The following is a 25,992-nucleotide window of genomic DNA, read 5'->3' on the forward strand; positions in this document are numbered from 1 at the left end:
TCCAACTTTCCTTCTCAACGCAACGCCATGCCGGGCGCGGCCCGGCACCAACCACGGAGCGGCGCATGAATGTTGCCATCCTGGGGGTCGGCCAGGCCGGATTCGCCCCCACCACGACCGCCTTGTCCTACCGCGAGCTGATCGCCCGCGCGGCCAAGATGGCCTACACCGACGCCGGGGTGAGCGTCGACGACATCGACGGCGCGGTGTCGGTCGAGGAAGACCTCATCTCCGGTTACTCCATCGCCGACGAATACGTGCCCGATCAGCTCGGCATGGTCCGAAAGCCGGTTTACACGATCACCGGCGATTTTCTGCACGGCCTCGCCTCGGCGGTGATGCAGATCAAGACGGGGCGCTTCCGGTGCGTCGTCGTCGAATCGTACAGCAAGGCCTCGAACATCCTGCACAAGGACGAGGTGCTGCGATTCGCGTTCGATCCCGTCTTCAACCGCTTTGACGTCTCGCCGCATTACCTCGGCGGCATCGAGCTGAACGCGTTTCTGGCGCGCTCCGGATACGATCTGGACGACGTCGCGGAAGTGGTGGTCAAGAATCGCGCGAATGCGATCCTGAATCCGCACGCCTCGTTCGGCGCCGAATTCCGGGCGACGGACGTGCTCGAATCGCGCGCGGTCGCCGCACCGCTGACCGACCTCATGATCGCCCGGCACGCCGACGGCGCCGTCGTTGTCGTGCTCGGCACCGACGACATGGCTTCGGCGAGCCGCGCCCCGGTCTACATCGCGGGCACGGGCTGGGGCTCCGGCTCCGGTTCGCTTGAGCGGCGTGACCACAGCACCTCGCAGGGAACCGCCGTTGCCGCGGACCTGGCCTATCGCGAGGCGGGCATCAGCGAACCGACCGAGGAAATCGACGCGTTTTTCGTCTCCGACCTCTACGCGCACCGCGAGTTGATGCACATGGAGGCGCTCGGTATCGGACCGGACGACCCGGTCGTGGTGAATCCCGACGGAGGCGCGCTCGGTGTGGGCGACATGTTTGAAACGACGAGCGGCGCTCGCCTTGTGGAGGCCGTACGGCAACTTCGCGGCGAGGCCGGCGGTTGCCAGACGGACGCCAATCGCGTGCTGGTCCACGGCTGGCGCGGCATTCCCACGGATTCGTGCGCCGTCGTTGTCGTCGACGCGGAAAGGAGGACGTCATGAGCCGCAAGGTCGCTGTGGTCGGCGCCGGCATGACGCGCTTCGTGCGCCGCGCCAAGGAATCCCCGAACGAACTCACCGCCCACGCGGTGCAGATGGCCCTCGACGACGCGGGCATGACGATCGACGAGATCGATTGCGTTGTGATGGGTACCGCCCCGGACGCCTTCGACGGCGTTCACATGAAGGGCGATCATCTCATCCCCGGTGCGGGCGGCACGAACAAGCCGTACATGCGCCATTTCGTCGGCGGCGGCACGGGCGTGTTCAGCCCCATCCACGGCTGGATGCACATCGCCTCCGGCAAGTTCGACACGTGCCTCGTCATTGCCGAGGAAAAGATGTCGCCGTGCACGCCGCATCCGGCGGGCGCGTTCCTGACGATTTTCGACCGCGTGACCGAACAGCCGCTCGAGCTGACGCTCATCCATATCTTCGCCATCGAGATGGCGAGGTTCATGCACGTCTACGGATACACGGAAGAGGAAATCGCGCGCATCTCCGTGATGAACAAGCGCACCGCGCTCAATCACCCGGCCGCGCAGGTCGCCGAGAACATCACCGTCGCCGACGTCATGAACTCGACATTGCTCTCCTGGCCCGTGAAACGCCTGGACATCAGCCCGACCTCCGACGGCGCGGTGGCGGTGGTGCTCACCAACGAGCGTATCGCCCGCGCGAAAAAGCCCGCGCCGGTCTTCATCGAAGGCGTCGGATATCGCCTGGACACGGCGTATTGGGCGACCCGCGATCTGGCGTTTCCGAACTACGTGGCGATGGCCGCGCGCGACGCCTACCAGATGGCGGGCATCACGAACCCGGCGCGCGACATCGACATCTTCGAGCCGTACGATCCGTTCGATTACAAGGCGCTGCACCACATGAACGGCCTGCTGCTCGATAAAACCGGCCGAACGGTGCGCGAATTGTTCGACGCCGGCGCGTTTGAAAGCGACGGAACGCACCCCATGTGCCCGTCCGGCGGCGCGATGGGTGTCGGCAATCCGATCGCCGCGACCGGCCTCATGAAGATCGCCGAGCTCTACTTCCAGCTCACCGGTCAGGCGGGCAAACGCCAGGTGAAAAAGACCGTCAGGCGTGGCGTGGCGCAGGCGTGGGGCGACCTCATGCAAGTCGGCACGGTGGTCGTCATGGGCGCGGACGGCGCGCCGCCGACGTTCAAGTCGGCGTGGAACGCGCGCACGGCCAAGGATTTGCCGGGCACCGCGGTCAAGGCGAACGCAAAACTGCCGATCATCGAGGACGATCCGTACCTCGAATACGCCTGGGACAATGGCCTGGCGATGACAACCTACCTGGAAGGGCTCAAGGCGGGCAAGCTGCGCGGCAGCCTGGATCGGCGAACGAACCGCATGATGATTCCCCCGCGTGCGTTCAGCGAAATCGCGAACCTCGATCCGGTCGCGGACTACTTCGACATTCCCGATTCCGGCACGGTCATGACCTACACGATCTCGTACGTGAATTGGGACTCCTCGCCGCTGCCTGACGGGCAAGTGAAAATTTTTGCCGTCATCGCGATCGACGGTTGCGACGAGCACATGGGTCTTGTTCATCGCCTGGACGATGTCGCCCCCGCGGACGTAAAGATCGGCATGCGCGTTCGTGCGGTGTGGAAAGACGCTGCTGATCGCGAAGGAAAAATCACCGATATCACGCACTTCGCGCCCGAGGGACGCCGCAAGAAGGCGCCCTCCGGGTTTCTCGCGGCGAAACCGGCGGAAATGACGGTCATGCGAGCCGGTGCGACGAAGGGCAAGATCCCGCTGGCGTACCGATACACGGCCGGCGTCGCGGGCACGGAATTCTACGACGGGCTTGCCAAGGGAAAAATCGTCGGATCGGCGACACCCGAAGGGCCGCTCGTGCCGCCGGCGTCCTTTGACGAAGACACTATGGAACCGCTTGCCGGCGGAACGGTCGACGTTACCGGCACGGGCCGCATCCTTTCGTTTGCGGTGGTGACGGAGGATCGCGCGGGCAAGCAGCTCGCCGAGCCGGCCGTCATCGTGCAGGTGGGCTTCGCCGGCGCGCACGGTAGCGTTTTCGGATTTCTTTCGGTCGGGGAGGGACAGGAGTTCGGAAACGGCTCCGAGGTGACCTTCGTCAAGCCAAAAAAGATGTCCGGCCCCGCTTCGGTCATATTTCAGCTTGCGGGCAAGAAGAAAACGAAAAAGTCATAAGAGTGACGAAAACCGGTCCGGCTCGCGCCGGATTGGTGAACGCAAATTCCGCCAACAAAAATAAGGGCATCCACGCCCGCGACGTAGGCTTGCGGTCACGCGTCGGCATAAACGCTTCGTGCCAAAGCCAAATGCAAATTTCATCATTATAATTGTATAGTTACGTTCTTGTTGTTCATGAAAAACTTTAGGTTATCCCGTCGCCGTCGCCGTGCTTGAACCGCTTTCTAGAAAAGCCGACACAAGGAATTGAATTTTCTGGAATTTCTCTGTATCGTAGATCTGAGAGGGTCATTTTCCGCAAAGACGATGTTCGGATCAGGATTCCGCCCCACGCCACGGAAAAATATGACCCGTCAACGTGGTTTCCCTTGACGCGATAGCGTCGGGTAGTCCAAATAGATACCGAAAATTTGGGCTGAGGATGAAATGGCGAACGACGCCCACGAAAATTGTCGACTCATGGCCTGCGACAGGCCGGCGATGGCGAACGGCTACTGTCGGCTGCATTACATTCAGTATTGGCAGCAAATCAAGGGGCGACGGCGCCTTATCGAGTTCGTTCGGATGCGCCGTATGCAGGAGGCCCTCGTCCGCGATCGGATCGAGGGCAAGAAAAAGGTGACGTACGTCGAGCAATTCAAAAAGGACGAAAGGCTCGACGAGAGCGACCTGGCCCATCTCATGCGGGAAATGAACGCCCCCGAGCCCCCCAAACTGACGCGCGATTGATTCAAACGGGCGAATGGACTGCGTTTTTTGTAAAATCGCCTCGGGCGAGATCGATTCACCGAAAATCTACGACGACGGCGAGTTGTTTTGCGTTCGGGACATCAATCCCGCCGCGAAAACGCACCTGCTCATCATCCCGCACAAGCACATTCCGACGCTGCTCGAAGTCAAACCCGACGACGAAGCGCTGCTTTCCCGCGCCATGCTCGTCGCTCGCCAGGTCGCACGCGACGCCGGAATCGCCGAAGATGGATTCCGCCTGGTTTTCAATGTCAACGAGGGTGGGGGCCAGCAGATTTTTCACATCCATTTTCACCTTCTGGCCGGCGGTAAACTGCCCGGTTTCGGCCGCTGACACGGCCCCGGGGCCGCTTTCATGACATCTCCGACCCGTTTTCTGATCGTTTTGGCCGTGGCGCTGTCATTCGCGCTCGCTGCCACGCCGGCGTACGCGAAAAAATCGCCGCCGACCGATTGTGCGGAAACCGACGAGGATTGCCTTCTTAAGCAGCTCGAAGGCGAGGGCGCTCCGGCCATGCGCGCCGCGATGGCCTTGGGACGCCTTTCCTCGACAAAGGCGATCGATCCCCTGATCGTCAATCTCGAATCGTCCGACCAATACGTGGCGACCGCCGCTTTGCACGCGTTGGTGACGATCGGCGAGCCGGCGGTGCCGGCGCTGATCGAGGCGACGGCGCACAAGTCCGCCGCGGTGCGAAAATACGCCGGCCACGGGCTGGGACGCATCGGCACGGAGCGCGCCGTGAAGGCGCTCGAGGCGCTTGCGAACGACACGGATCCGGACGTGCGCATCAACGCCATACGGGCGTTCGTGCGTTTGAAGGAACCCTCCGGCCAGTTTACGCTGGTGCGCCTTTTGCGCGACCGCCATCGCCGTGTGCGCGTCGAGGCGATCCGTGCGCTATCGACCATGCCCGACAAAAAGCTCGTGGCGCCGCTTGTCGATGCGGGCATCGCCGATCTGGACGGCCAGGTCGCCTCCGAGGCGGCCGGGGTGCTCATCAAGATCGGTCCCGACGCGATACCGGCGCTGATCGAGAAAATGCCGAACCAGCCGCCGTACGCGCGTATGCGCCTTTGTGCGGTGCTGGGCGAACTCGCCGCCAAGGCGGACGCGCCGCGTCGCGCCACGGTCGAGTCGATGCTCGCGGCGCACGCGAAGAACAGCCAGGAATCCGACGACGTCCGCCGCGCGGCGTGCGTGGGGTTGGGGATCGTCGGGGGCGAAATCGCCGCCGGCCACCTGCGCGACATCATCGAAAAGAACAGGGACGACGCGAAGATGAGCGAGCTTGTCATCGTCGCGCGGCGCGCCCTTGAGCGGGCCGAGGGCTCGTCGACCGCCGCCAAGGCCGCGGCCATCGAAAAGGCGGCCGATCCGGCGCCCTGACGGCGCGGCCGGCGCGGTGTTATAATTCCGCGTTCCCCCGATCATCCATGACGCGGACCATCACCAAATCCGAACCGGCCGACATCGCGCCCGCGAACCGGCGCATCTTCGTGCGCACGTTCGGCTGCCAGATGAACGACTACGATTCCGAGCGCATGTACCGCCTGATGGAGCGGGAAGGGTGGAGCCGCACCGGCACGCCGGACGACGCCGACCTCATCGTCATCAATACCTGTAGCGTGCGCGAAAAGCCCGAACACAAGGCGATGACGGAAATCGGCATGATGCGCCGCCATCGGCAGGGACGCGGCGCGCTCGTCGCGCTGGCGGGGTGCGTGGCGCAGCAACACGGCGAGCGGATGCTCAAACGCATTCCCGACCTCGACCTCGTGCTCGGAACGCACGCCATCGACCGCCTGCCGGGCCTTGTCGAGGAGGCGGGCGCGCGCCGCGTCGCCGCAACGGATTGGGACGACGAGCACCTGTTCGCGTTCGACAACATCTCGCCGGCGGGCGACGCGCACGCCGGTGTTTCCTGGAAGGGGACCCGCGCGGGCGGATTCGTGCCGATCATGCGCGGGTGCGACAAACGCTGCACGTTCTGCATCGTTCCCGAAACGCGCGGGCGGGAAATGTCGCGGCCGATCGACGACGTTGTGCGCGAGGTGCGCGATCTCGTCGCCGCGGGCGTGAAGGACGTGACGCTGCTCGGGCAGATCGTCAATCGATATGGGCGCGGCATCGCCCGCCGGCCGATCTTCCACGAGTTGCTCGATGCGATCGACGCGATCGACGGGCTGTCGCGCATCCGATTTACGTCGAGTCACCCGGTGTACGTCACTCCGGAGCTGGTCGAACGGTTCGCGTCGATGCGCAAGCTCGCCTCGCACATCCACCTGCCGGTGCAGTCGGGCTCGAACCGCGTTTTGCAAATCATGCGTCGCGGTCATGCGATCGAACTGTTCGAGGAGCGCGTCGCGATGCTGCGAAACGCGCGCCCGGGCCTTTCGGTCACGACCGATCTCATCGTCGGGTATCCGGGAGAAACCGGGGACGATTTCGAAGCGACGCTCGATCTGATCCGCCGCGTCGAATTCGATCATCTTTTCGCGTTCAAATATTCGCCCCGTCCGAACACACCCGCCGCGGCGATCGATGACACGGTTGACGAGGCCGAAAAAGCACGGCGCCTGGATGCCGTGCACGCGATGGCGGCGCCGGGTATCGCACGAAAAATGTCGGCGTTCGTCGGCCGCACCGTCGAGATCCTGGTGGAGGGGCACGACACCGATCGGCCCGGGCGCGTGCTCGGCCGTACGAGCTGCAATCGCGCCGTGCACGTCGATGCACCCGGGGCGAAGATCGGCGATTTCCTGAAGGTGTCGATCGAGCGCGCGATGGCGAATTCGCTGGCGGGTGTTATCGACAATTCGTAGCGTTTACATATAGTTACAGCGATATTTTGAGAAGTTACCGCAAATTTGGCGTTCCTTACGCGTTTATGCGAATATTTTACTTTAACTATATACGTCTAAGTTGCTGTTTATACGTCACATTATCGCTATGCACGGGAGCGGCATCCGCCAATGCCGAAGAACCGCTAAACGTTCGCGAAATTCCGTTCAAAACCGGCCGCGTCGTGCACGTGCGGCTCGATCCCACACGATTCGTTTTCCGGGTCGTTTACGCGAATCCGCCGAAAACCGTAAAGGTGCAAAACACCGCGAGCGGCGCCACGGTAACCGTGAACGGCGGGTATTGGGACGCATCGTACAAACCGACCGATCTGCTCGTCGCCGGCGGCAAAAAGATTCGTGACCGAAATCCCAAGGCGCCGTTTCGGGGCTTGTTTTTCGTTCGCGACGGTCGCGCGCGACTGGCGGATCTTTCGCGCGAACACGGCGCGGCGAATGGCCCGTTCGAGGAAGCGATGATTTGTGGCCCGGTCATCGTCCGGGACGGCCGTATGGCGAAACACCGGTCCACGAGCGAACATCGGCGTACCGTCATCGGCCGTGACAAGCGCCACGGAATATTTTTTCTCGTCATCGACGGGGCACGGGCGAGCTACGGCGAACTGTCGGATATCGCGCTGAGCGACGGCGTGGACGCCCAGTTTGCGTTCAATCTGGATGGCGGCTCGTCTCAGTCCGCGTCGGATCGTTCATTGAGGTGTTCCCGATCGATCCGAAATGAAAAACCAGGATTGCTCATTTTACGGCCGGGGTCGATCGGAAGGGCCGCACGGCTTGTATTCCGATAAGTGTCATAATCTATATTATGTAAAAAAAATGGAAACGCGAACGACCTTGGCCTTCAAGGACGCTCGTGATACACGAACGCCCTCCTTGAGCCCTCGTAGCTCAGTCGGATAGAGCATCGGATTCCTAATCCGGGGGTCGCAGGTTCGAATCCTGCCGGGGGCAACGGAATCGCCGAATAGGCTGGAAGACTGAAAGACCGGAAGGCTGAAAAGTCATCGCAACGCGGCTGACGGGCGAACGTTGCGGCGAACCGCGCGCTGTCGCTTGCCGTACTGACATCCGCAAAATCGGCGTAATCTGCGTATCGATCCTGAGCCGCGCTACCGCCGCGCGAGGTCGCGCACCGGTTCCATCGCCCAGACGCTGCCGCCGTTCGCGAGGAAATAAAGGCGCCCGCCGTGGACGCCCGGCGCGCTGGTGACGCCAGAACCAGGGTGCGTTCGCCATCGGACCTGCCCGGTGTAAGCGTCAACGGCAAATAGGCGCCCCTGACTCGTCGCCGTGTAGACGTGCCGTCCAAGGATCACCGGTTTGCTGCCGACCTTCAAACGCAACCGTGGTCCTTTGGCGATCGAACGACGCGCGTCCTGGTCTTTGAGGTTGACGCGCCACAGGACATCGCCGGCCGCGGCGTCCACCGCTACAAGCTCGCCGTTTGCCGTCGCCGTGAAAAGCGCACCGCCCGCGAGCGCCGGCGCCGAAACACCACCGGCTCCCTCGCGCTTCCAGCGAACGTTTCCGTATTCGAGATCCAGGCAATAAAGCGCGCCGTCGTACGCGCCGACGTACATGGACTCGCCATCGATGACCGGCGTCGTATCGACGTCCGCGAGGCGCTCCTCAATATTCAGAAGCTGCTTCCAGATTTCTTTTCCGTTTTTCGGATTGAGTGCGACGATGTATCCGTCGGAATACGCCGTGAAGAGCGTTCCGCCGGCGAGCACCGGCGACGCGACGCCTCGCACGGAGAATGTCGCCGGCAGCTCGCGCTGATGGGTCCACGACCACGCGCCGTCGTCGAGAGACAGCGCGTAAACGCGGTTCGCGGCGGTCGCGAAATAGACCCTGCCCTCCCCGATTTCGGGAACGCCCATCACCTCGCCCGCGGCCTGGAACGTCCAGCGCACAAGTCCGGTCTTGGTGTCGACGGCGTACAGCACACCATCCGAATCGCCGAAAATCAGCGAGTCGCCGTGGATGCGTGGCCGCGACTCGATCGGCCCGTAGGCGTCGAATCGCCAGTGCACGCGCCCGTTGCGCGCGTCGAGCGCGTACATCTTCCCGCGCGACGTTCCCACGTAAACGCGCGTCGCGTCCACCGCGGGCTCGGCAAACTGCGTCGGCTGAAATTCGGCCGCGTATGTCGGGCGATACAGATCCTTGATCCAAAGCACGCGCAGCGGCGCGCCGATCGCGGGATCTTCGCCAAGCGCGTTTTCCGGAAGCCGCGTCGCCGGCGGAGCGACGGCACATCCCGCGGCGACAAGCGCGAATAACGCCGCGCGTCCGAGACGGATCGCGGCGCGCGTCGCCCGTGCGGTCACGAGGCGACCTTGCGTTTCAGGGATTCGATTCGGCGTTCGAGCGCGGACCGATCGGGCGCCTCGCCCGCGACGCGCAGATACGACGCGAGATTGTCGATCGCGGCGGTGAATTCGCTTCGCGCCTCGGCGATGCGCGCGGCGCCGAGAAACGCGACGCGCTGCGCGGCGGGATTTGTATCGTTATCCGCCGCCTTGCCGAACGCCTCGACGGCCTTGTCGAGTTCGCCCACCGATTCGGCGCAATACGCGATGCCGTTCCACGCGAGCGACCAGAGCGGATCGTCGGCGCGCGCGTTTTCGAGAAACGCGCGATACGCGGCCTCGGCCTCGGCGCAGTTGGCCGTCTGATGCGCCGTGACTGCCCTGTAATATTGGGCAAGCCGTCCTTGCGGCGTTCGATCGTATTCGCTTGCGACCTTCGCGAATCGCTCACCCGCCTCGCGCAGGCGGTCTTCGTCCGACGTGTAGACATCCTTGTAGAGCTGCTCGATGACGGGATTTTCCGCGAGTTCAGCGGCGGTCACGACCGGCGCGTTGAAAGCGCCCTCGGCCTCGGCGAGCGCCGCCGACGCGCCGTGGCGGCGGCCGGCAAGTATCGCCGTCGCGATAACGTAAATGATGAGCACCAACGCGAGGCCGCCAAGGAGCGCCGCCGCGTATTTCCAGTAGCGAAAGAGCGCGGCCGCGGACTCCTTCACCAGATGAAGGAATTCATCCTCTTTCTTGATGTCTTTTCGCGTGAGTCTGACCTTTTTGGCCACCGTCGCCCCCCCTGAAGGCGGCGCATGTTATCGACGGCCCCGGTAGGTGTCAAACCGTATCGGCGCGGATCGCGCGCCTTACATCTTGTATTTGCCGAAGTCCTCGGGATCCATGTTTTCCAGGATCTCGATCCACTTTTCCTTGTCCCCCGAGAGATTGGTCGGCATTTTGCGCTCGACCGATTCGCGCGTCTTTTCGAGCACCGTGTCTTCGACGAAGATCTTGGCGCCGAAACGCAGGGCCAGCGCCATCGAATCGCTCGGGCGCGCGTCGAATACCAATTCCTCGTCGCCGCGCATCACGTGAACGCGCGCGAAATAGGTATTGTCCTCGAGGTCGGTGATCGTGATGCGCTTAACCTGCGCCGAAAGCGCGTCGAGCACATTGCGCATGAGGTCGTGCGTCATGGGGCGCGGCGGCTCAATATTTTCGAGTTTCGTGGCGATCGCGGACGCCTCGAGCAGACCGATCCAGATCGGCAGCAGCTCCGAGCCGTCGTCGTTCTTCAATATGACGATCGGCATGTTGGTCGCGGGGTCAATCGCGAGCGCGGTGATTTCCATTTCGATGAGCACCGGCGTTTCTCCGTCAGATTTACCGAAAACCACGATACCGGCTTCGCCCCGTTTTGTCATCCGAAAAGGGTTTTTTACGCGGTTTCTCACGGATTCGTGCGATTTTCCGACGCGTTTTCCGGATTTTCCGCGTCCTCGCCGGTTTGGGCGCCGTTATCGGCATCCGAATCGCCGCCGTTGTCCGCGTCCCGGCCCGGCCGCGTTTTCCCCCACGGAACATCGGGCAACTCGTTTTCGAGCGCGCCGCGCAGCCGCTCCCTGCATCCCGCGTATTCGATCTTCGCCGGATGCCGCGTGAATTCGCCCTGAAGGAAAGTCGCGGCCTCACGATCGACCTGCGTCAGATGCGGATAAATCATGTGCAAGAATTGCAGCGCGCGCGCCAGATGCCATAGCGCGCGATTCGTATCCGTCGTGGCGTGATTCGCGGCGGAGTCGAGATCCGCAAGGAGGTTGATGACCACGAGCGTGCGCGCGGCGGCAAGAGCGCCGTCGGGGGATACGCCTGCGTCGCCGGCCGCGAACTCCCGCATCGTCGTGGCCTGGTCCGCACCGAAATCTCCCGCGCCAGGAGTCAGTCGCGGTTCGAGCACTTCGGCGACGACGCGCGAGAGCGCCCGCGCGTCGTCGCCGGTCGACGCGAGCAATTGCTGGAAGAACTCGAAAAATACGCGGAGGATCGTCAGGTCGATGATCTGCGCGTTGACGCGCGGAATCCGCCCTCGCCGGCCCTGGTCGAACGACGCTTCGATTTTCTCGTCGAGTTCGATCGCCAGGGAGTCATCGATCCGGCGCACGAGGCGGCGCGGCCCCGCGCGGTAGTTGTCGTTCATCGAGCGAAAGTCCGGGCTCTCCCACTCGGCGAACCGCGAGAGATAGTGCCACTCGCTCGCCATGCGTCGCACGTTTTCCTCGGTGATCGGCCGCTCGCGGCTCCCCCACGCGAGAAGCGCCAACAGCAGAACGACGCCGGTGAGGATGATGAGGGGTCGGCGATATCGTTTCATCGAACCGTCAAAGATAGTCAAAGTCGCGCGCGACGCAATGCGAAATTTTTCGCGTCGTTAAATGCTGTAATCGAGCGTCTGCATCCGTTCGACGTTTTTCCGCAGCGTGACCTTGGCCGTTTCCAGTTGCACGACGGAAAACGGCGGAACAGAGTTTGTCAACCAGACGTTGCCGCCGATGATCGATCCCTCGCCGATGACGGTCTTTCCGCCCAGGATCGTCGCCTGGGCGTAAATGGTGACGTTGTCCTCGATCGTCGGATGACGCTTTTGCTCGCGGACGACGTTGCCGTGCTCATCCTTGTGAAAACGCAGCGCGCCGAGCGTGACGCCCTGATAGATCTGCACGTGCCGGCCGATGACGGTGGTCTCGCCGATCACGACGCCGGTGCCGTGATCGATAAAAAATCCCTCGCCGATCGTCGCGCCCGGGTGGATGTCGATGCCGGTGTCGCGGTGGGCGTATTCGGTCATGATTCGCGGAATGAACGGCACGCCGAGCTTGTGCAATTCATGCGCGATGCGATAGATCATCACCGCCTTCAGGCCGGGATAGCAGAAGATGATCTCGTCGTAGTTTTTCGCGGCGGGGTCGCCGCTGTGCGCCGCGATGACGTCCGTCGACAACAAACGGCGGATACGCGGAATTTTTTCGAGGAACGCCAGGGCCGTGCGCCGCCCGCGCTCGCGGAAGTCCACCGCGTCACCCGACGGCTCGTGATTCTGATAGGCGAATTCAAGCTGGCGTGACAGTTCGTCGAAAATCTTGATGGTCAGCTCGCCGATGTAATAGATGAGGTTGTGGCTTTCGATCTCGTAGCGCCCGATGTAGCCGGGAAAGAGCACCGACTGCAAAAGCTCGAGCGCGCGCACCACGGCCGGCTCGGCCGGCATCGACGGCTTGTCCAGGTGCGCCATCGAGTTTGGCTCGTCGAAGCTTTCGAGGATGCGATTGACAATCAGCGGAATCTCGCGCCGGGCCGCAAGGCTCGACTCCACGCGCTTGGCGGCGCCGGCGACGCGTTTTTCGTTCTTGGCCATCGTGTTCTCCCCGGGCGGGTTTTCGACCTGGCCCCGCCCCCGCGGTTTCGCCGATCATCATAATCGGCGCCGCGCCGATTGTCGCGGTCAGGTCGGCGCGAAATGCCGCCGGTCGCCGAAACCCAGACACATCATCTCCGCGGCGCGCGTCAAGTTCCACGGATGCGGCGTCAGCACGAGGGTGTTTCGGTCGAACAGCCGCGCGACGGGGCGCTCGAAAACGCGATCGATGATCCGCCCGAGAAGACGCGTGGGAAGTTCGCGCGAGGCCAGGTGGCTGCGGTACACGACGATCTGCTCGCCGCCATCGACCATGATGAGCGCAAGCGAGGCACCGAGCAGTTCGAACGCGATCCCGCAGGCCGTGCGGTAATACGGCAGGATTGACGGCGGGATTCCGAGGACGACGCCAAACATTCGGCCGTCGTCGATCGGAAAGCGGAAAAGGCTCGCGCTCTCGAGTTGTTCGTACAAACGCTCGTACACCTCCTGCCCCGCCTCGACGACCGCCTCACTCGGCTCGGCGTTCTTGGCGCCGCGTTTGTAAAGCGCTTCGAACACAAGGCGGATCCCGTACAGGTCGCCGCGCGAGGCGAGGCTCGCGTAAAACCAGCGCCGCCAGTATTCCGACTCCGGCCGGCGCCCGTGCGTCAGGTTGCGTCCGATTTCCTGCGACACGCGCTCGCGGATGCGAAGCTTGCGCAGCACCAATTCCGCGCTCGACCCCAGGCGCGTGTCCGAATACAGGTCGACGCCCGCGGCGATCACGTCGTCAAACGCATCGCGCGACCAAAAGTGGTGCGAATACCAGGTGATGTATTCAAGCTTGTGACCGTTGAAAAAACGGCGGAATGGTTCCTGAAACGAAAATCCCGCGATATGCAGATGGACGTTCGGCGCGCGGTTCCTGAAAATCGGATATTCGAAAATGTCCGCGACCGAAAACTCGGGCAGAAAAAGCGTGTTGATGATGTTCGGAAGTCGCCGGTTCAGGATGACCGAGCACGCCACGCCGTCGTCCGTCGCCGGACAGACGATCAGCGAAGGTCGATCCTTGACCACCGTTTCGATCGGTACGAGATCCCTCATTTTCGCCCGCGCAACGCCGCAAGAAGCCTCTCGTGCAGGCCGCCGAATCCGCCGTTGCTAAACAAAACGGCGACATCGCCCACGCCCAGAACGTCGAGCGCCGCCGTCAACGTTTCTTCGTAATCCGTCGCCACGCGCGCGTCGATGCCCCTTTCGGCAAGATCGTCGCGAAGGCGCGCGGAATCGAAGCGTTCATCTTCCGGGATCGCCGCGGCTTCGTAAACCGGGGCGATGACAACCGCGTCCGCGCCGGCGAAAGCCCGGGCGTAAGCGTCCTGAAAGAAATTCCGCCGGCTCGTGTTCGTCCTCGGTTCGTAGAGCGCCACGACGCGCCGGTTCGCGAAGCGCGAGCGAAGGCCGGCAAGCGTCGTCGCGATCGCTGTCGGATGATGGCCGAAATCGTCGATGACGGTCACGCCCGCGGCCTCGCCGCGGATCTCCAGGCGCCGGCGCACGCCGCGAAAATCCTCGATCGCGGCGGCAAACGCGGTCGGCTCGACGCCCGCATGCCGCGCGACCGCGTACGCCGCGAGAGCATTGCGCACGTTGTGCTCGCCGAACATGGGGAGGCGCACGGGCTGGCTGCGTTCGGCGGTTTCGATAATGAAATCGACACCGTTTTCGTGCGGCGAAATCGTCCGGGCGCGGATGTCGGCGTGTTCGTCAAAACCGAACGATAGCACGCGCGCCTTCGCGGGCACGATGACGCGGCGAACATTCGCATCGTCGATTCCGGCGATGATCAAGCCGTCGCCGGGCATCGCGCGGACCAATTGCTCGAACGCGGCGAGGATGGCGTCGAGGTCCGGATAAATGTCCGCGTGATCAAATTCGATGTTGGAGATCACCGCGACCTTCGGCTCATAGCGCAAAAACTTCGGGACCTTGTCGAAAAACGCGGTGTCGTATTCGTCGCCCTCGACGACGAAATGCGCGCCCGCGCCCAGGCGAACCGGCGCGTCGAAATTGAGGCCCAGCCCGCCGACGAGAAACGAGGGATCAAGCCCGGCGTGCGTCATGACCCACGCCGCAAGCGCGGTCGTCGTGGTCTTGCCGTGCGTTCCGCAGATGGCGATCGTCGTCTTGTCCGAAATAAAAAACCGCCGCAGGGCGCCGGGAAAACTGAGATACGGAAGGCCCGCCTCGATCGCGGCGACCGCCTCCGGATTTTCGCGCCGGATCGCGTTGCCGATGACGACAAGGTCCGGGCGCGGCAAAAGATTTTCGGCACGGTAGCCTAACTTCACGTCAATGCCCTTTGCGGCGAGAAACGTGGACATCGGCGGATAGACATTCTGGTCGCTGCCCGTCACCCGGTGGCCGGCTTCGGTCAGAAGCGCCGCGAGCGCGCCCATGCCGGTTCCACAGATGGCGACAAGGTGCACGTGCATCAGGCGCCCGCGACGGCCGCGTCGATGATGCGCGGCCGCCAGTGATTGATGCGGTCGTTATCGCGCGTCGGATGGACGCGATTGGTCAGAAGAGCAACGACCGCGTCGCGATCCGGATCGATCCAAAGGCCCGCGCCGGTGAACCCCCAGTGGCCGAACGCCTTTGGACCGACGCCGTCCGGCAAACGGGATCCGCGCGGGCTCTTACCGTCGAAACCGAGGCAAAAGGATCGTTCGGTATCGGGGAACGCGCGCGACGTGAACCGCGCGGCGATATCCGGATCAAACAGGACGCCCTCGCCTTTTCTCGCCGCGAGATACGCCTCGCCGAGCCGGGCAAGCGCTCGCGCGGTCGCGAACAGGCCGGCTTGCCCGAGGACGCCGCCGGCGGCGTAAGTGTTTTCGTCGTCGACCACGCCCGTAAGAATTCGTCCCCGCCAGCGGCAGTGCTCGGTCGGCGCGCAGACGGCATCCGGATGTTCGTCAGCGGGGCGAAACACAAGCTCGTCGATCTCAAGCGGCACGAACACGCGCTCGCGCGCCAGGCGGTCGAGCGTCGATTCGAAAATCGTCTCGAGGATATGTCCAAGTAACATCATGTCGAGATCGGAGTAGATCGCGCCCTCGCCGGGCGGATATTCAAGCGCCGCCTTCTTGAGCAACTCCAGCATCCGCGCGCGCCCGGCGGGCGTGGCGACATCGCGCGCGGGAACGCCGCGAAAAAGCGGTTTCCACGCGGGCAGCCCGGAACTGTGCGTCAAAAGCTGCTCGACCGTCGCGCGTGCGAGGCGGTCATCGGCGATTCCGTGGACGAAGTCCCCCGCACGATCGGTCAGTCGCAATTTCCCGCTTGCCACGGTGATCATCGCGAGGGAGGCGGTGACGGCGATTTTTGTGACGCTGGCGACGTCGTAGAGCGTCGCGCCATCGACGGGCGCGCCGGCTTCCCACGAGGTGTGACCAAACGCCGCGTGCGCGTTTTCGCCGTTCAGGAAAACCGCGATTTGCCCGCCGGGAAACGCGCGGTCGGCGACGGCCTTTTCCGCGATTGCCAGGGCGCGCGTCAGCATAGGGGCGACTCGTGAATGGTGAGCGTGCCGGCATCGGCGTCGAGCGTCGCCGCGACCCCCACGGGCAGCGGCAGATTGATCGCGCCGTGGCCGACCGGCGCACCGGCGACCGAAGGAAGGCCGATCCGAAGGCACCACTCGGCGAGGATGTCGTCGATTTCGTCGCGGTGGCGATCGCCGAAATCGCCAAGTGCGATCCCCGCGACGTTGTCGAGGGCGCCGCGCGAGACAAGCGTCGCCATCATGCGATCGACGCGATACGGCGGCTCGAAGACATCCTCGAGCACGAGAATGACCGGCGCCCGAAGCGCAAACATATCCGCCGCGAGCAGGTGGATCAGCATGGTGAGGTTGATGGGGGCGAGCACGCCCGACGCGCGTCCGGAAACGACCGTTCGCGCGTTGAATCCCGGCACGAGCCCGGGCGCGGAAGCGTCAAAAAGCAGGCGGCGAAACCACGCGTCGGCCGCCTCCCCCGCTTCGCGAAACGTGCGGCCCGCGATCATCGGCGCATGGATTCCGGGCGCGCCACCGAGCGCGAACGCGCGCCAGATCAGGGCCGAATTGTCGGAAAAGCCGACGATGGGCGCGCGCGCCGCGCCCAACACGTCGTCAACGCCAGCGGCAAAAAGACGCATCACGCCGCCGCCGCCGCGAACGCAGAACACGGCACGCGCATCGGGATCGGCAAGCGCCTCGCGCAATTCGTCTACGCGGCGCGCGTCGACGCCGGCGAGATGCCGATCCTCATCGAAGATATCGTCGCGATAGACGGGCGTCAGGCCCCACGCGGCAAGCTTCCGGATTCCGCCTTCGAATGCGTCGCGCGAAAAACGGCTCGACGGCGCGATGACGCGCACGCGATCGCCCGATTTGAGGGCGCGTCCTTTTCCCGGGGGCCGATCCATGGCGCGGATCATAAGCGTCGACGCGCGCGCGAACAATCACGGCGCCCGCGCGGGCGTCTTGCCATTCGGGCGCGACCGCGTAACGTCGCCGCATGCGCGCCGCTCTCGCCGCCGCCTTGATCGTTTTTTCGCTTTCCGCATGTTCGCGCGAAGCCGCCGGTCCGCCGCCGTTCGATCCCGCGCTTACGCGCCTTGCCGCGATGCGGCGCGTGGTGATCGGCTACCCCGGCGCGCGCAACGACGTCGTGGTCGACGTTCGCGGAAGCGACGGCGAGCGCGTGCGGGAGGCGGGCCGCGTGCGCCTGGCGTGCCGCGGGGCGCGCGTCGTTGACGATCGGGCGACGCACTCGCCGGGGCTTCACCAATTCATCGTCGAGCCGGAGCCGGGAGCGCGCGAGGCGGTGTGCCGCGCGTCAGTCGAACGATTCGCGATTCCCCGCGTCGCGCGTTTTTCGATCGTGGAGCCGTGCTCGCTCGAGGCGCCGGAAACCGAAACGGACCGGGCTCGCGACTTGGCGCGCCGATACGCGCCCGTTTTTTATCAGGACACCGGCCGGCGCCCGCGGGAGGACTTTCTGACCTCGATCGATTTCGACGGCAACATCGACCCGACCGACAATCGCGAAAATTTGCAGGCGTTCCCGCTCGTCGGCGCCGTGTATTACGGCGTTTCCGAGACGGCGACGCACGTCTTTATCCACTACGCGTATTTTCATCCGGTGAGCTACGGGATTCTCGCGGCGGCCTCTCCCGCGCAACCGGCCAACGATATGGGCGCGGTGCTCGTCGTGGCGAGCCGTTCACCCGAACCCGGCCCGCCGGAAGTCGTGGAGACGTATTACCACGGCGAATTTCTGCAATACGCCGGGCGCGAGGACGTGGGCGCGGGCTCCGAGGACATCGACGGTCGCGTACTCGTGGAAGATCACACGCACGCGCGCATCTTCATTTCCGCCGGTGATCATGGCGCGCTCATAACGTCGGAGTGGATCGCCGGCGAATATCTCGGCGATCGCGACGCGGACTTCCCCGGCGGCGACGGCGTCGTGTATCGCGCGGCGAAATCGGCGTCGGAGCCGGAAAGCGCCAACGACCGCAATGCGACGTACAAGCTCGTCTCGATTATCGAATCGATCTGGAAGCTGCGCGGATTTGTCGGCGAGCGCGGCGTATTCGCCTCGACGTTTCGCATGGACACGGGTTGCGAGTATCCGGAGTCTATCGTCGGCCGCCGCCCGAAAACTCGCGGCGGCCGTCCGCTTTGGGCTTTTGACGACCCCGACGACGAGGACGTACGCGCGGGCGAGTGGTTTTTCTGGCCGGCGCACGTCATCGCAAGTCATCTCACGATGCCGCACCCGTTTTCCCGGACGTACACGTCGAATCCGTTTTTGGGGATCCGCTGATTGAGGCCAGACGACCTACGCGCCGGGGGAATTGCCGACGAGCCGCGCGAAAAGCTGCATCGCGTTCGGATACGTGACGCCCGTCGCCTTCCCGGCGCGCTCGGAATAGCCGCCCGAACGCACCGCGGCCACGTCGTCGTTTGACGCGAGGATGAACGGCACCGGATCCGTCGTGTGCGTTCGGTGGGCCAGAGGCGTCGCGTGGTCGGGCATGACGAGCACGCGGTACGCGCCTTGCTCCTCGAGATAATCAACCATCGGCCCGACGACGCGCGCGTCGAAATCCTCGATCGCGCGCCTCTTGTCCTCGGGCACGCCGTTATGACCGCATTCGTCGGGCGCCTCCAGATGCACGAAGACGAAATCACCGCCGCTAGCCAGAAAACGTTTGGCAGCCTCGACCTTGCCCTCGTAGTTCGTATCGAGGTAGCCCGTCGCGCCGGGGACGTTGATGACCTCCATGCCCATATAGGTCGCGATGCCGCGCAAAAGATCGACGGCGGAGACCATCGCGCCGGAAAGGCCGGTGCTTTCTCGAAACGCCGGCAACTTCGGCGCGCGGCCAAGCCCCCAGAACCAGGCCTGCGTCGCGGGGACGGCGAGTGCGCGGTTAACGGGATGTTCGCGAAACAACGCGCGCGACGCTTCCATCACCTCGCGTAAAAAATCCGCGCCCTCACCTTTGGGCAGATACGGCGCGATCGGCTTTCCCGCGATGTCGTGGGGCGGCGTGGTCTTGATCGACGGATCGAGCCCGGCCATCACCGCCAGATGGCGGTAGCTCTTTCCCGGAAAAAACCGCAGGCCGCGTTCGCGAAAATGCCGGTCGAGCGCTTCGATGAGCGGGCGCGCGTCGTTTGTCGCGATGTGGCCCGCGGAGTAATCGTCCATGGCGTCGCCTTCCGGTCCGCTCGAAAGCGATACGAGATTGCAGCGCAGGCACGTATCGTCCGGCCCAAGCGCCACGCCGATGCTCGCGGCTTCGAGCGGCGAGCGTCCCGTGTAGTGCGTCGCCGGGTCGACGCCAAGGATCGCGAGGTTGGTGACGTCCGAGCCGGGCGGCAGTCCGGCGGTGACGGTGTTGACGAGCCCCAGTTCGCCGCGCGCGGCAAGCAGGTCCATCGCGGGCGTCCGGGCCGCCTCGAGAACCGTTCGTCCGCCGAACGCCTCGTGCGGGAGATCGGCCATACCGTCGCCAAGCAGAATCGCGTACTTCATGTCGTTTCAATCCAGTCCCATCGCGGCCAACACGGCGTCGCGCGTGGAGTCGACTTTCACGGGAGGATCGCTGACGCGGATCGCGTGGTCAGGGTCCTTGAGGCCGTGGCCGGTCAGCGTGCAGACGACGATATCGCCTTCGGCAAGCGGTAGCCTCGGCGCGTGTTTGAACAATCCCGCGATCGACGCCGCGGACGCCGGCTCGCAGAAGATGCCGTCGTTCGCGGCGAGAAATCGGTAGGCCTCGGTGATCTCCCCGTCCGTCACGCAGTCGATCGCGCCGCCGGATTCGTCCCGCGCGGCCTCGGCCTCACGCCAGCTTGCGGGATTGCCGATGCGGATCGCCGTCGCGATCGTTTCGGGATTCTCCACGACGTGGCCGAGCACGATCGGCGCGGATCCCGCCGCCTCGAAGCCAAACATGCGCGGGCGGCGCGTTGCGCGGCCGTTTTCGAACCACGCGGTGTAACCCATCCAGTAGGCCGTGATGTTGCCCGCGTTGCCGACGGGGATGAAGTGATATTTCGGCGCGTCGCCGAGCGCCTGAATGACCTCGAAGGCCGCGGTCTTCTGCCCTTGCAGGCGATACGGGTTGATTGAGTTGACGACGGTGACGGGGTGATCGCTTGTCACGTCCTTCACGAGCCGTAGCGCCTCGTCGAAGTTGCCCTTGATCTGCAACACGCGCGCGCCATGCATCATCGCCTGGGCGAGTTTGCCAAGCGCGATCTTCCCCTCGGGGATGATGACGTAGCAGGTCATGCCCGCGGCGGCGGCATACGCGGCGGCGGCGGCGGACGTATTGCCCGTGCTGGCGCAGATCACCGCGCGCGCGCCGTCTTCTTTCGCCTTGCTGATCGCCATCGTCATGCCGCGGTCCTTGAACGAGCCCGTGGGGTTCATGCCCTCGAGCTTGCAGAACACGCGGGCCTTGCCGCCGATGCGCCGGGCGACCGCATGCGCCTCGAGAAGCGGCGTGTTGCCCTCGAGCAACGTGACGATGTTCTCCTCGCGTTCAAGCGGAAGCTCGTCGAAAAACGCGCGCACGACCCCCGGCCACGACATCACGGCACCTCTTTGATGACGTTCATGATAACGGCCTTGTCCTTGATGAACGGCATGGCGTCGATCGCATGGATCGCCTCGGCGACGTCGCCGCGTCGCGCCTCATGCGTCAGGATCATGAGCGGTACGGTTTGTCCGACGCTGCGTCCATGCTGGATCACCTGCGCGATGCTGATGCCGCGTTCGGAGAGCGCCGTCGAAATTCCCGCGAGCACGCCGGGCTGATCGGGCACCGAAAAGCGCAGATAAAATTCTTCTTCCTGTTCGGCGAACGGCACCAGTTCCGGCTCAAGCCGTTTGTCTTCGGGAAACCCCGTCGGGTGACGCATCGCGACGCCCCCGGCGCGCGCCCGCGCGATCTCGATGACGTCGGAGACGACGGAGTTCGCGGTCGGCATGCCTCCCGCGCCCGCGCCGGTCATGATGAACGGCCCGAGATGTTCGCCTTCGATGAGCACCGCGTTCAGCGAACCGCGCACGCGCCCGATGAGGGATCGCGCCGGCACGAGGCACGGACCGACAAAAAGCGCGTAGCGCCCGTCGTCGTTTCGCCTGGCGATCGCGAGGAGTTTTGGCGTCATCCCGAGTTCCGCCGCAAATGCGACGTCGACGTCCGAGATCGCCTCGATCCCCTGCAACGCAATCGACGTATGCGAAAGGCGCACGCCCCAGGCGAGAATCGACAGCAATGCGAGTTTATGCGCCGAATCCGCGCCGGAGATGTCGAGCGTCGGATCGGCTTCGGCAAATCCGCGCCGCTGCGCCTCGGCGAGCGCGCCGGCGAAATCGCCGCCCGCCTCGGCCATCTCCGAGAGAACGAAATTGCAGGTGCCGTTGACGATCCCAACGAGGCGGCGGATGCGCTCGGAGGCGAGGCTCCGTTTGAGCACGTGGATCACCGGGATTCCCCCGCAAACGCTCGCCTCGAAACCGATCATGCGCCCCGCGCGGTCGGCCGCGTCGAAAATTTCATCGCCGTGCCCCGCCAAAAGCGCCTTATTCGCGGTGACGACGTCCTTGCCCGCCGCGAGGGCGGCGAGGACGACCTCGCGCGCGGTCTCGACGCCGCCCATCACCTCGATGACGACATCGACATCCGGATCGGATGCCACGGCGAGCGGATCGGTCGTTCCCCGCGCCGGATCCAGACCGAGTTCTTCCCAGCGATCCTTGCGGCGCGAAGCGTAGCGCGCGATCTCGATGCGCGCGTCGGCGCGGCGAAGCAACTCGGCCTCGAGATCGCGCAGGATCGCGACGACCGACGCGCCGACGGTTCCGATGCCGACCAGGCCGATCCGGATCGTCTGCACGGTTTCCCCTTACGCGCCGCGCACGGCGGGACGCACCAGTTCCTCGGCCATGTAACTCGAACGCACGAGCGGCCCGGAGGCGACAAAGGCAAATCCCAGCTCGCGCGCGGCCGATGCGTAGGCCTCAAATGCCGCCGGCTCGACGTAGCGCGCGACGGGGGCGTTCGTCGCGCGGGGGCGAAGGTACTGGCCGATCGTGAGCGCGTCCGCGCCGTTCGCGCGAAGATCGCGCAAAAGGCCGAACACTTCCTCGTCCGTTTCGCCAAGGCCGACCATCAGGCCGCTCTTGACGAGCGTGTCGGGGCGGCGCCGTTTCATCGCGGCCAGCACAGCGAGGGAGCGTTGGTACGCCGCGGCCGGGCGCACGCGCCGCTGCAGGCGCGCGACGGTCTCGATGTTGTGATTGAAGACGTCGTACGGCGACGCCGCGACGGTGTCGAGGCAGTCGTCGCGCCCGTGGAAATCGGGCGTGAGGATTTCGACGACGGTATGCGGCCGGCGGCGTTTCACCGCTTGGACGCACGCCGCAAAATGCGCCGCGCCCTCGTCGGGCAGGTCGTCCCGCGCGACCGAGGTGATGACGATGTGGCGCAGATCGACCTCATCCGCCAGATTCGCGACGTTTTCCGGTTCGCGCCCGTCGAGCGCCGCCGGCGCGTCATGCGGGACCGCGCAAAACGAGCAGTGCCGCGTGCATAGGTCACCCATGATCATCACCGTGGCGGTTTGCTTCCTGAAACATTCGTTGATGTTCGGACAGCGCGCGCTTTCGCAGACGGTGTTCAGGTCAAGGCGCCGCAGCCGCGTTTTCATGGCGTGCGGTGCGGAAAGCTCCCGCACCGACGATTTGGCCCAATCCGGAAGACGCTGGTTTTGGTGCTTGATCATCGTTATCCAAAGGTTTCCAGCTCGAGCCGGGAACTCCACCGGTGCGCGAGAATGCGCGCCGTCCCTGGATGAGCCGCCAGATCCGGATCGCGCTGGAGAAGCCGCCGCGCCGCGCCGCGCGCCTGGTCGAGTATCTCCACGTCCCGGGCCAGACACGCAAAACGCAAAGCCGGAAGTCCGTGCTGGCGCGCGCCAAGAATATCGCCCGGCCCCCGCATTGCCAAGTCTTTTTCGGCAAGAACGAAGCCGTCGTCCGTCTCGACTAGCGCGGCAAGACGCTCCGCGGCGGCCGGCGTCACCGTCTCTCCGGTCAAAAGAACGCACATCCCCGGCCTGTCGCCCCGCCCGACCCGGCCGCGAAGCTGGTGGAGCTGCGTCAAGCCGAAACGATCCGCGTTATCGATCACAATGATCGTCGCCTGGGGCACGTCGATGCCGACCTCCACCACCGTGGACGCAACGACGGCGTCGAACTCGTCGGCGGCCAGACCGGTCAAAATCGCCTCGCGTTCGGCAAGCGGAACGCGCCCGTGCACGATCGCAAGACGAACACCGGAAAGCGGCCCCTTCCGCAATGCCTCGAATCGCCTTGTCGCGGACACCGCGGCGATCGATTCCGATTCCTCGATCAGCGGGCAAACGATGAACGCGCGTCCGCCCCGCTCGATTTCGTCGCTCACGAGGCGCCACGCTGCCTGTTCGCCGCCGCGAATCCACCGCGTATCGGGCGGGCGGCGCCCGGGCGGGCGCTCGCGAATGAGCGTGATATCCAGATCGCCGTAGATCGTCATGGCGAGGCTGCGGGGGATCGGCGTCGCGGACATGACGAGCACGTGCGGAGCATCGCCCTTGGCGGCGAGCGCGCCACGATGACGCACCCCGAAGCGATGTTGCTCGTCCACGACGACAAGACCAAGACGCGGAATGCGGACGCTCTTCGTGATGAGGGCGTGCGTCCCGACGATCAGATCGACCTCGCCGGACTCGATGCGTTCGCGGACCTCTTTTTGCTCCGCGCCGCGGGCAAGCGCGCCAACCCGCGCCAGACGAACGCCGCACGCGCCGGTCAGTTTTGAGAGCGACTCGGCGTGCTGCCGCGCGAGGATATCCGTCGGCGCCATGATCGCGGCGGTCATGCCGTTTTCGATAGCAAGCAGCGCGGCAAAAAACGCGACGATGGTCTTGCCCGAACCGACGTCCCCCTGCACGAGCCGGTGCATCGGCCGCGCGGCCAGCATGTCGGCGCGGATGTCCTCGAGCGCGCGTTCTTGCGCGGCGGTCAACGCGAACGGCATCGCGGCGCGCGCGGCGATTTCGCGCTCGCGCCGGTCGCGAAGACGCGGCGCGGACTCGTTCATCGACACGGCCCGCCGGCGCAACAGGCCCAACTGGATAAAAAACAGTTCGTCGAAAATCATCCGCCGCTGCGCGATCGACGCACCCGCGTTCAGCGCGTCGACGTCGGCCTCGGCGGGCGGATCGTGAATCGCGCGCAACGCGGCGGAAAGCGGCGGCCACGCGGCGCAGATCGCATCGTCGTCCGGCAGTCCATCGACGAGCTTGCGTTCAACCAGATCGATCGCCGCCTTGACGATCCGCGCCACGCGCCCGGGCGGCAGATCGCCGATCGGCGGGTAAATCGGCTCGACGCGCGCTGCGTTGGCCGGACCGTCGCCGTCGCGCACCGCGGTGACGCGCGGCTGCGTCAGGATGATTTCATCCCCGGCGTTTTCGGGAACGCCGCACAGAAACAACCGGCGCCCTTTCCGAAATGCCACATCCGCGCCGCGCGCGGGCGGTCCGAAAAGGCGCACGCGAAGCGTGCCCGTTTTGTCCTCGACGATCGCCTCCGCGAACGCGCGACCGCGCCAGGCCCGCAACCGGCGCACGCCCTGGGCGAGCACGTCGAGCGCGGCGGGCTCTCCCGGGTTCAGGTCGGATACGGATACGACGCGCCGGAAATCGACGTAGCGCCGAGGAACGATGTGCAGGAGTTGTTGCGGCGTCTGAAAGCCGGCGTCACGCAATTTCGCCGCGATGGCCGGTCCGACGCCCTTGATGTCCGAAAGACGCACGCGGCGGGCGTTCGATCTATTTCCGGCGACGCCGTCCGCGCCGGCGTCCCTGGCCGGTCTTTTCACCGGCGGCGTCGCGCTGGAATTTCAGTTCCGTGCGTTCGGCTTCCGTGCCCGGCTCGCTCGCCGGCGCCGCAGCCAAGGGGGCAGGCGTGTTCTCGGCCGGCTTCGGCCGCCTTGCCTCGCGTTCGCGCGGCCCCTCGGGACGCGGTCCCTCGGGGCGCGGCCCGCGCTCACGCGGTTTGCGTTCGCGGCGATCGCGATCGCGGCGATCGCGTTCTTCCGTGCGTTTTTCCACGCCATCGCGCTTGGGCTCCGCCAGCGCTTCCGGAGGCCGCGCTTCGTCAACGCGGCGGTCGCGATCGCGCCCGCGCCGGCGGCGACGCCGGGGTTCCTCGCCCTTTTCCTCCGTGGGTTCGTGCGTCGCCAAGGCGCGGCGCGCCTCGCGCTCCACGCGTTCCTCGCGCCGCCGGGCGGCCTCTTCCTTCTCGATCATGTCGGCGATGATGGCCGGCGGAGACGGCAATTCCACGCGCTCCAGGGTGACGACGCTCTCCGTCTCGATGAGCATGTCGATACGCGACAGGAGTTTTTCGGCGTCCTCGAGCACCTCGGATTTGATCTCGCGCGGCGCGATATCGAAGCCGTCGAACTCGTGGAGGATCTCGACAAGCGCGATCTCGACCGGCAGGCGCAGATCCTTGCGCGTAAGCTGTTCCTTGACGCGGGTGCGGACCTGGGTCTGAACCTTTTCTTCCTTTTCCTCGTTATCGAACGCCGCGCGGCAATCGTGAATGATGCCCCGCAGGTCCTTGACCATTTCCTGCAAATTTTCCATCAATCGCTCCGTTTCCCGCCGCCGGCCA

At 64.7% G+C, this 25,992-nt stretch carries 23 protein-coding genes and 1 tRNA gene; 9 read left to right on the forward strand and 15 right to left on the reverse strand.

What is annotated here, in order from left to right; translation table 11 throughout:
* Positions 1-65 precede the first annotated feature (65 nt).
* From K8I61_19995 to K8I61_20030, 8 genes are all read left to right on the forward strand, one after another.
* The gene (locus K8I61_19995) at positions 66-1,169 is read left to right on the forward strand and encodes an acetyl-CoA acetyltransferase (protein ID MBZ0274326.1); all 1,104 of its coding nucleotides are present in this window, start codon (positions 66-68) and stop codon (positions 1,167-1,169) included.
* Positions 1,166-3,370: a thiolase domain-containing protein gene (locus K8I61_20000; protein MBZ0274327.1), complete on the forward strand. Its 2,205-nt coding sequence runs from the start codon at positions 1,166-1,168 to the stop codon at positions 3,368-3,370. Before K8I61_19995 ends, K8I61_20000 begins: the two co-directional genes overlap by 4 nt.
* A 429-nt stretch (positions 3,371-3,799) precedes the next feature.
* On the forward strand, positions 3,800-4,102 hold the full coding sequence (locus K8I61_20005; GenBank protein ID MBZ0274328.1) for a hypothetical protein: 303 nt from the start codon (positions 3,800-3,802) through the stop codon (positions 4,100-4,102).
* 13 nt (positions 4,103-4,115) lie between these two features.
* The gene (locus K8I61_20010; GenBank protein ID MBZ0274329.1) at positions 4,116-4,457 is read left to right on the forward strand and encodes a histidine triad nucleotide-binding protein; all 342 of its coding nucleotides are present in this window, start codon (positions 4,116-4,118) and stop codon (positions 4,455-4,457) included.
* Between the two features lie 21 nt (positions 4,458-4,478).
* Entirely contained in the window at positions 4,479-5,513 is a 1,035-nt protein-coding gene (locus K8I61_20015) for a HEAT repeat domain-containing protein (GenBank protein MBZ0274330.1), read from the forward strand.
* Between the two features lie 47 nt (positions 5,514-5,560).
* The gene (gene miaB, locus K8I61_20020; GenBank protein ID MBZ0274331.1) at positions 5,561-6,949 is read left to right on the forward strand and encodes a tRNA (N6-isopentenyl adenosine(37)-C2)-methylthiotransferase MiaB; all 1,389 of its coding nucleotides are present in this window, start codon (positions 5,561-5,563) and stop codon (positions 6,947-6,949) included.
* Between the two features lie 275 nt (positions 6,950-7,224).
* Entirely contained in the window at positions 7,225-7,776 is a 552-nt protein-coding gene (locus K8I61_20025; protein ID MBZ0274332.1) for a phosphodiester glycosidase family protein, read from the forward strand.
* A gap of 89 nt (positions 7,777-7,865) precedes the next feature.
* Positions 7,866-7,939 (forward strand) — tRNA-Arg (locus K8I61_20030).
* A gap of 158 nt (positions 7,940-8,097) precedes the next feature.
* Here the strand turns inward: K8I61_20030 and K8I61_20035 are convergent.
* The 9 genes from K8I61_20035 to K8I61_20075 all read right to left on the reverse strand — a co-directional run bounded on the left by K8I61_20035 (position 8,098) and on the right by K8I61_20075 (position 17,164).
* Positions 8,098-9,321 (reverse strand): PQQ-binding-like beta-propeller repeat protein, encoded by a 1,224-nt coding sequence (locus K8I61_20035; GenBank protein ID MBZ0274333.1) that lies wholly within the window; start codon positions 9,319-9,321, stop codon positions 8,098-8,100.
* Entirely contained in the window at positions 9,318-10,082 is a 765-nt protein-coding gene (locus K8I61_20040) for a hypothetical protein (GenBank protein MBZ0274334.1), read from the reverse strand. Before K8I61_20040 ends, K8I61_20035 begins: the two co-directional genes overlap by 4 nt.
* A gap of 78 nt (positions 10,083-10,160) precedes the next feature.
* Complete coding sequence (locus tag K8I61_20045; protein ID MBZ0274335.1) at positions 10,161-10,658, reverse strand: bifunctional nuclease family protein; 498 nt, start codon at positions 10,656-10,658, stop codon at positions 10,161-10,163.
* An 86-nt stretch (positions 10,659-10,744) separates the two neighbouring features.
* The gene (locus tag K8I61_20050; protein MBZ0274336.1) at positions 10,745-11,665 is read right to left on the reverse strand and encodes a hypothetical protein; all 921 of its coding nucleotides are present in this window, start codon (positions 11,663-11,665) and stop codon (positions 10,745-10,747) included.
* A 57-nt stretch (positions 11,666-11,722) separates the two neighbouring features.
* On the reverse strand, positions 11,723-12,706 hold the full coding sequence (locus K8I61_20055) for a serine acetyltransferase (protein MBZ0274337.1): 984 nt from the start codon (positions 12,704-12,706) through the stop codon (positions 11,723-11,725).
* A gap of 87 nt (positions 12,707-12,793) precedes the next feature.
* Complete coding sequence (locus K8I61_20060) at positions 12,794-13,795, reverse strand: hypothetical protein (protein MBZ0274338.1); 1,002 nt, start codon at positions 13,793-13,795, stop codon at positions 12,794-12,796.
* Positions 13,792-15,186, reverse strand: a complete 1,395-nt coding sequence (mpl, locus tag K8I61_20065; protein ID MBZ0274339.1) for a UDP-N-acetylmuramate:L-alanyl-gamma-D-glutamyl-meso-diaminopimelate ligase — start codon at positions 15,184-15,186, stop codon at positions 13,792-13,794. Before mpl ends, K8I61_20060 begins: the two co-directional genes overlap by 4 nt.
* Positions 15,186-16,256, reverse strand: coding sequence for a beta-lactamase family protein (locus K8I61_20070; GenBank protein MBZ0274340.1), 1,071 nt, complete (start codon positions 16,254-16,256; stop codon positions 15,186-15,188). Before K8I61_20070 ends, mpl begins: the two co-directional genes overlap by 1 nt.
* Complete coding sequence (locus K8I61_20075; GenBank protein MBZ0274341.1) at positions 16,250-17,164, reverse strand: LD-carboxypeptidase; 915 nt, start codon at positions 17,162-17,164, stop codon at positions 16,250-16,252. The genes K8I61_20070 and K8I61_20075 overlap by 7 nt, the downstream gene beginning before the upstream one ends.
* Before the next feature lie 92 nt (positions 17,165-17,256).
* On the opposite strand from K8I61_20075, the gene K8I61_20080 reads away from it, so the two are divergent.
* Positions 17,257-18,570, forward strand: a complete 1,314-nt coding sequence (locus K8I61_20080) for a hypothetical protein (protein ID MBZ0274342.1) — start codon at positions 17,257-17,259, stop codon at positions 18,568-18,570.
* Between the two features lie 15 nt (positions 18,571-18,585).
* On the opposite strand, the gene K8I61_20085 is transcribed toward K8I61_20080, so the two are convergent.
* The 6 genes from K8I61_20085 to K8I61_20110 are packed head-to-tail and all read right to left on the reverse strand — an operon-like array spanning position 18,586 to position 25,964.
* A complete protein-coding gene (locus K8I61_20085; protein MBZ0274343.1) occupies positions 18,586-19,788 on the reverse strand; it encodes a cofactor-independent phosphoglycerate mutase in 1,203 nt (400 codons plus the stop codon).
* Between the two features lie 6 nt (positions 19,789-19,794).
* Positions 19,795-20,853 carry a threonine synthase gene (gene thrC / locus K8I61_20090; protein ID MBZ0274344.1) on the reverse strand — a complete coding sequence of 353 codons (1,059 nt, stop codon included), beginning with the start codon at positions 20,851-20,853 and terminating at the stop codon, positions 19,795-19,797.
* Positions 20,853-22,163, reverse strand: coding sequence for a homoserine dehydrogenase (locus K8I61_20095; protein ID MBZ0274345.1), 1,311 nt, complete (start codon positions 22,161-22,163; stop codon positions 20,853-20,855). The genes thrC and K8I61_20095 overlap by 1 nt, the downstream gene beginning before the upstream one ends.
* Before the next feature lie 9 nt (positions 22,164-22,172).
* A complete protein-coding gene (lipA, locus tag K8I61_20100) occupies positions 22,173-23,051 on the reverse strand; it encodes a lipoyl synthase (GenBank protein MBZ0274346.1) in 879 nt (292 codons plus the stop codon).
* A gap of 2 nt (positions 23,052-23,053) precedes the next feature.
* Positions 23,054-25,192 carry an ATP-dependent DNA helicase RecG gene (gene recG / locus K8I61_20105; GenBank protein ID MBZ0274347.1) on the reverse strand — a complete coding sequence of 713 codons (2,139 nt, stop codon included), beginning with the start codon at positions 25,190-25,192 and terminating at the stop codon, positions 23,054-23,056.
* Entirely contained in the window at positions 25,143-25,964 is an 822-nt protein-coding gene (locus tag K8I61_20110) for a hypothetical protein (GenBank protein ID MBZ0274348.1), read from the reverse strand. Before K8I61_20110 ends, recG begins: the two co-directional genes overlap by 50 nt.
* Between the last annotated feature and the right edge of the window lie 28 nt (positions 25,965-25,992).

The sequence above is a fragment of the bacterium genome (assembly GCA_019912885.1).
Taxonomy (GTDB): Bacteria; Lernaellota; Lernaellaia; order JACKCT01; family JACKCT01; genus JAIOHV01.

Excerpts from the sequence above, each read along its gene's own strand:
- K8I61_19995 (MBZ0274326.1), top strand. The coding sequence starts at position 66 with ATGAATGTTGCCATCCTGGGGGTCGGCCAGGCCGGATTCGCCCCCACC.
- K8I61_20000 (MBZ0274327.1), top strand. The coding sequence starts at position 1,166 with ATGAGCCGCAAGGTCGCTGTGGTCGGCGCCGGCATGACGCGCTTCGTG.
- K8I61_20005 (MBZ0274328.1), top strand. The coding sequence starts at position 3,800 with ATGGCGAACGACGCCCACGAAAATTGTCGACTCATGGCCTGCGACAGG.
- K8I61_20010 (MBZ0274329.1), top strand. The coding sequence starts at position 4,116 with ATGGACTGCGTTTTTTGTAAAATCGCCTCGGGCGAGATCGATTCACCG.
- K8I61_20015 (MBZ0274330.1), top strand. The coding sequence starts at position 4,479 with ATGACATCTCCGACCCGTTTTCTGATCGTTTTGGCCGTGGCGCTGTCA.
- miaB (MBZ0274331.1), top strand. The coding sequence starts at position 5,561 with ATGACGCGGACCATCACCAAATCCGAACCGGCCGACATCGCGCCCGCG.
- K8I61_20050 (MBZ0274336.1), bottom strand. The coding sequence starts at position 11,665 with ATGAAACGATATCGCCGACCCCTCATCATCCTCACCGGCGTCGTTCTG.
- K8I61_20055 (MBZ0274337.1), bottom strand. The coding sequence starts at position 12,706 with ATGGCCAAGAACGAAAAACGCGTCGCCGGCGCCGCCAAGCGCGTGGAG.
- K8I61_20060 (MBZ0274338.1), bottom strand. The coding sequence starts at position 13,795 with ATGAGGGATCTCGTACCGATCGAAACGGTGGTCAAGGATCGACCTTCG.
- mpl (MBZ0274339.1), bottom strand. The coding sequence starts at position 15,186 with ATGCACGTGCACCTTGTCGCCATCTGTGGAACCGGCATGGGCGCGCTC.
- K8I61_20070 (MBZ0274340.1), bottom strand. The coding sequence starts at position 16,256 with ATGCTGACGCGCGCCCTGGCAATCGCGGAAAAGGCCGTCGCCGACCGC.
- K8I61_20075 (MBZ0274341.1), bottom strand. The coding sequence starts at position 17,164 with ATGGATCGGCCCCCGGGAAAAGGACGCGCCCTCAAATCGGGCGATCGC.
- K8I61_20080 (MBZ0274342.1), top strand. The coding sequence starts at position 17,257 with ATGCGCGCCGCTCTCGCCGCCGCCTTGATCGTTTTTTCGCTTTCCGCA.
- K8I61_20085 (MBZ0274343.1), bottom strand. The coding sequence starts at position 19,788 with ATGAAGTACGCGATTCTGCTTGGCGACGGTATGGCCGATCTCCCGCAC.
- thrC (MBZ0274344.1), bottom strand. The coding sequence starts at position 20,853 with ATGTCGTGGCCGGGGGTCGTGCGCGCGTTTTTCGACGAGCTTCCGCTT.
- lipA (MBZ0274346.1), bottom strand. The coding sequence starts at position 23,051 with ATGATCAAGCACCAAAACCAGCGTCTTCCGGATTGGGCCAAATCGTCG.
- K8I61_20110 (MBZ0274348.1), bottom strand. The coding sequence starts at position 25,964 with ATGGAAAATTTGCAGGAAATGGTCAAGGACCTGCGGGGCATCATTCAC.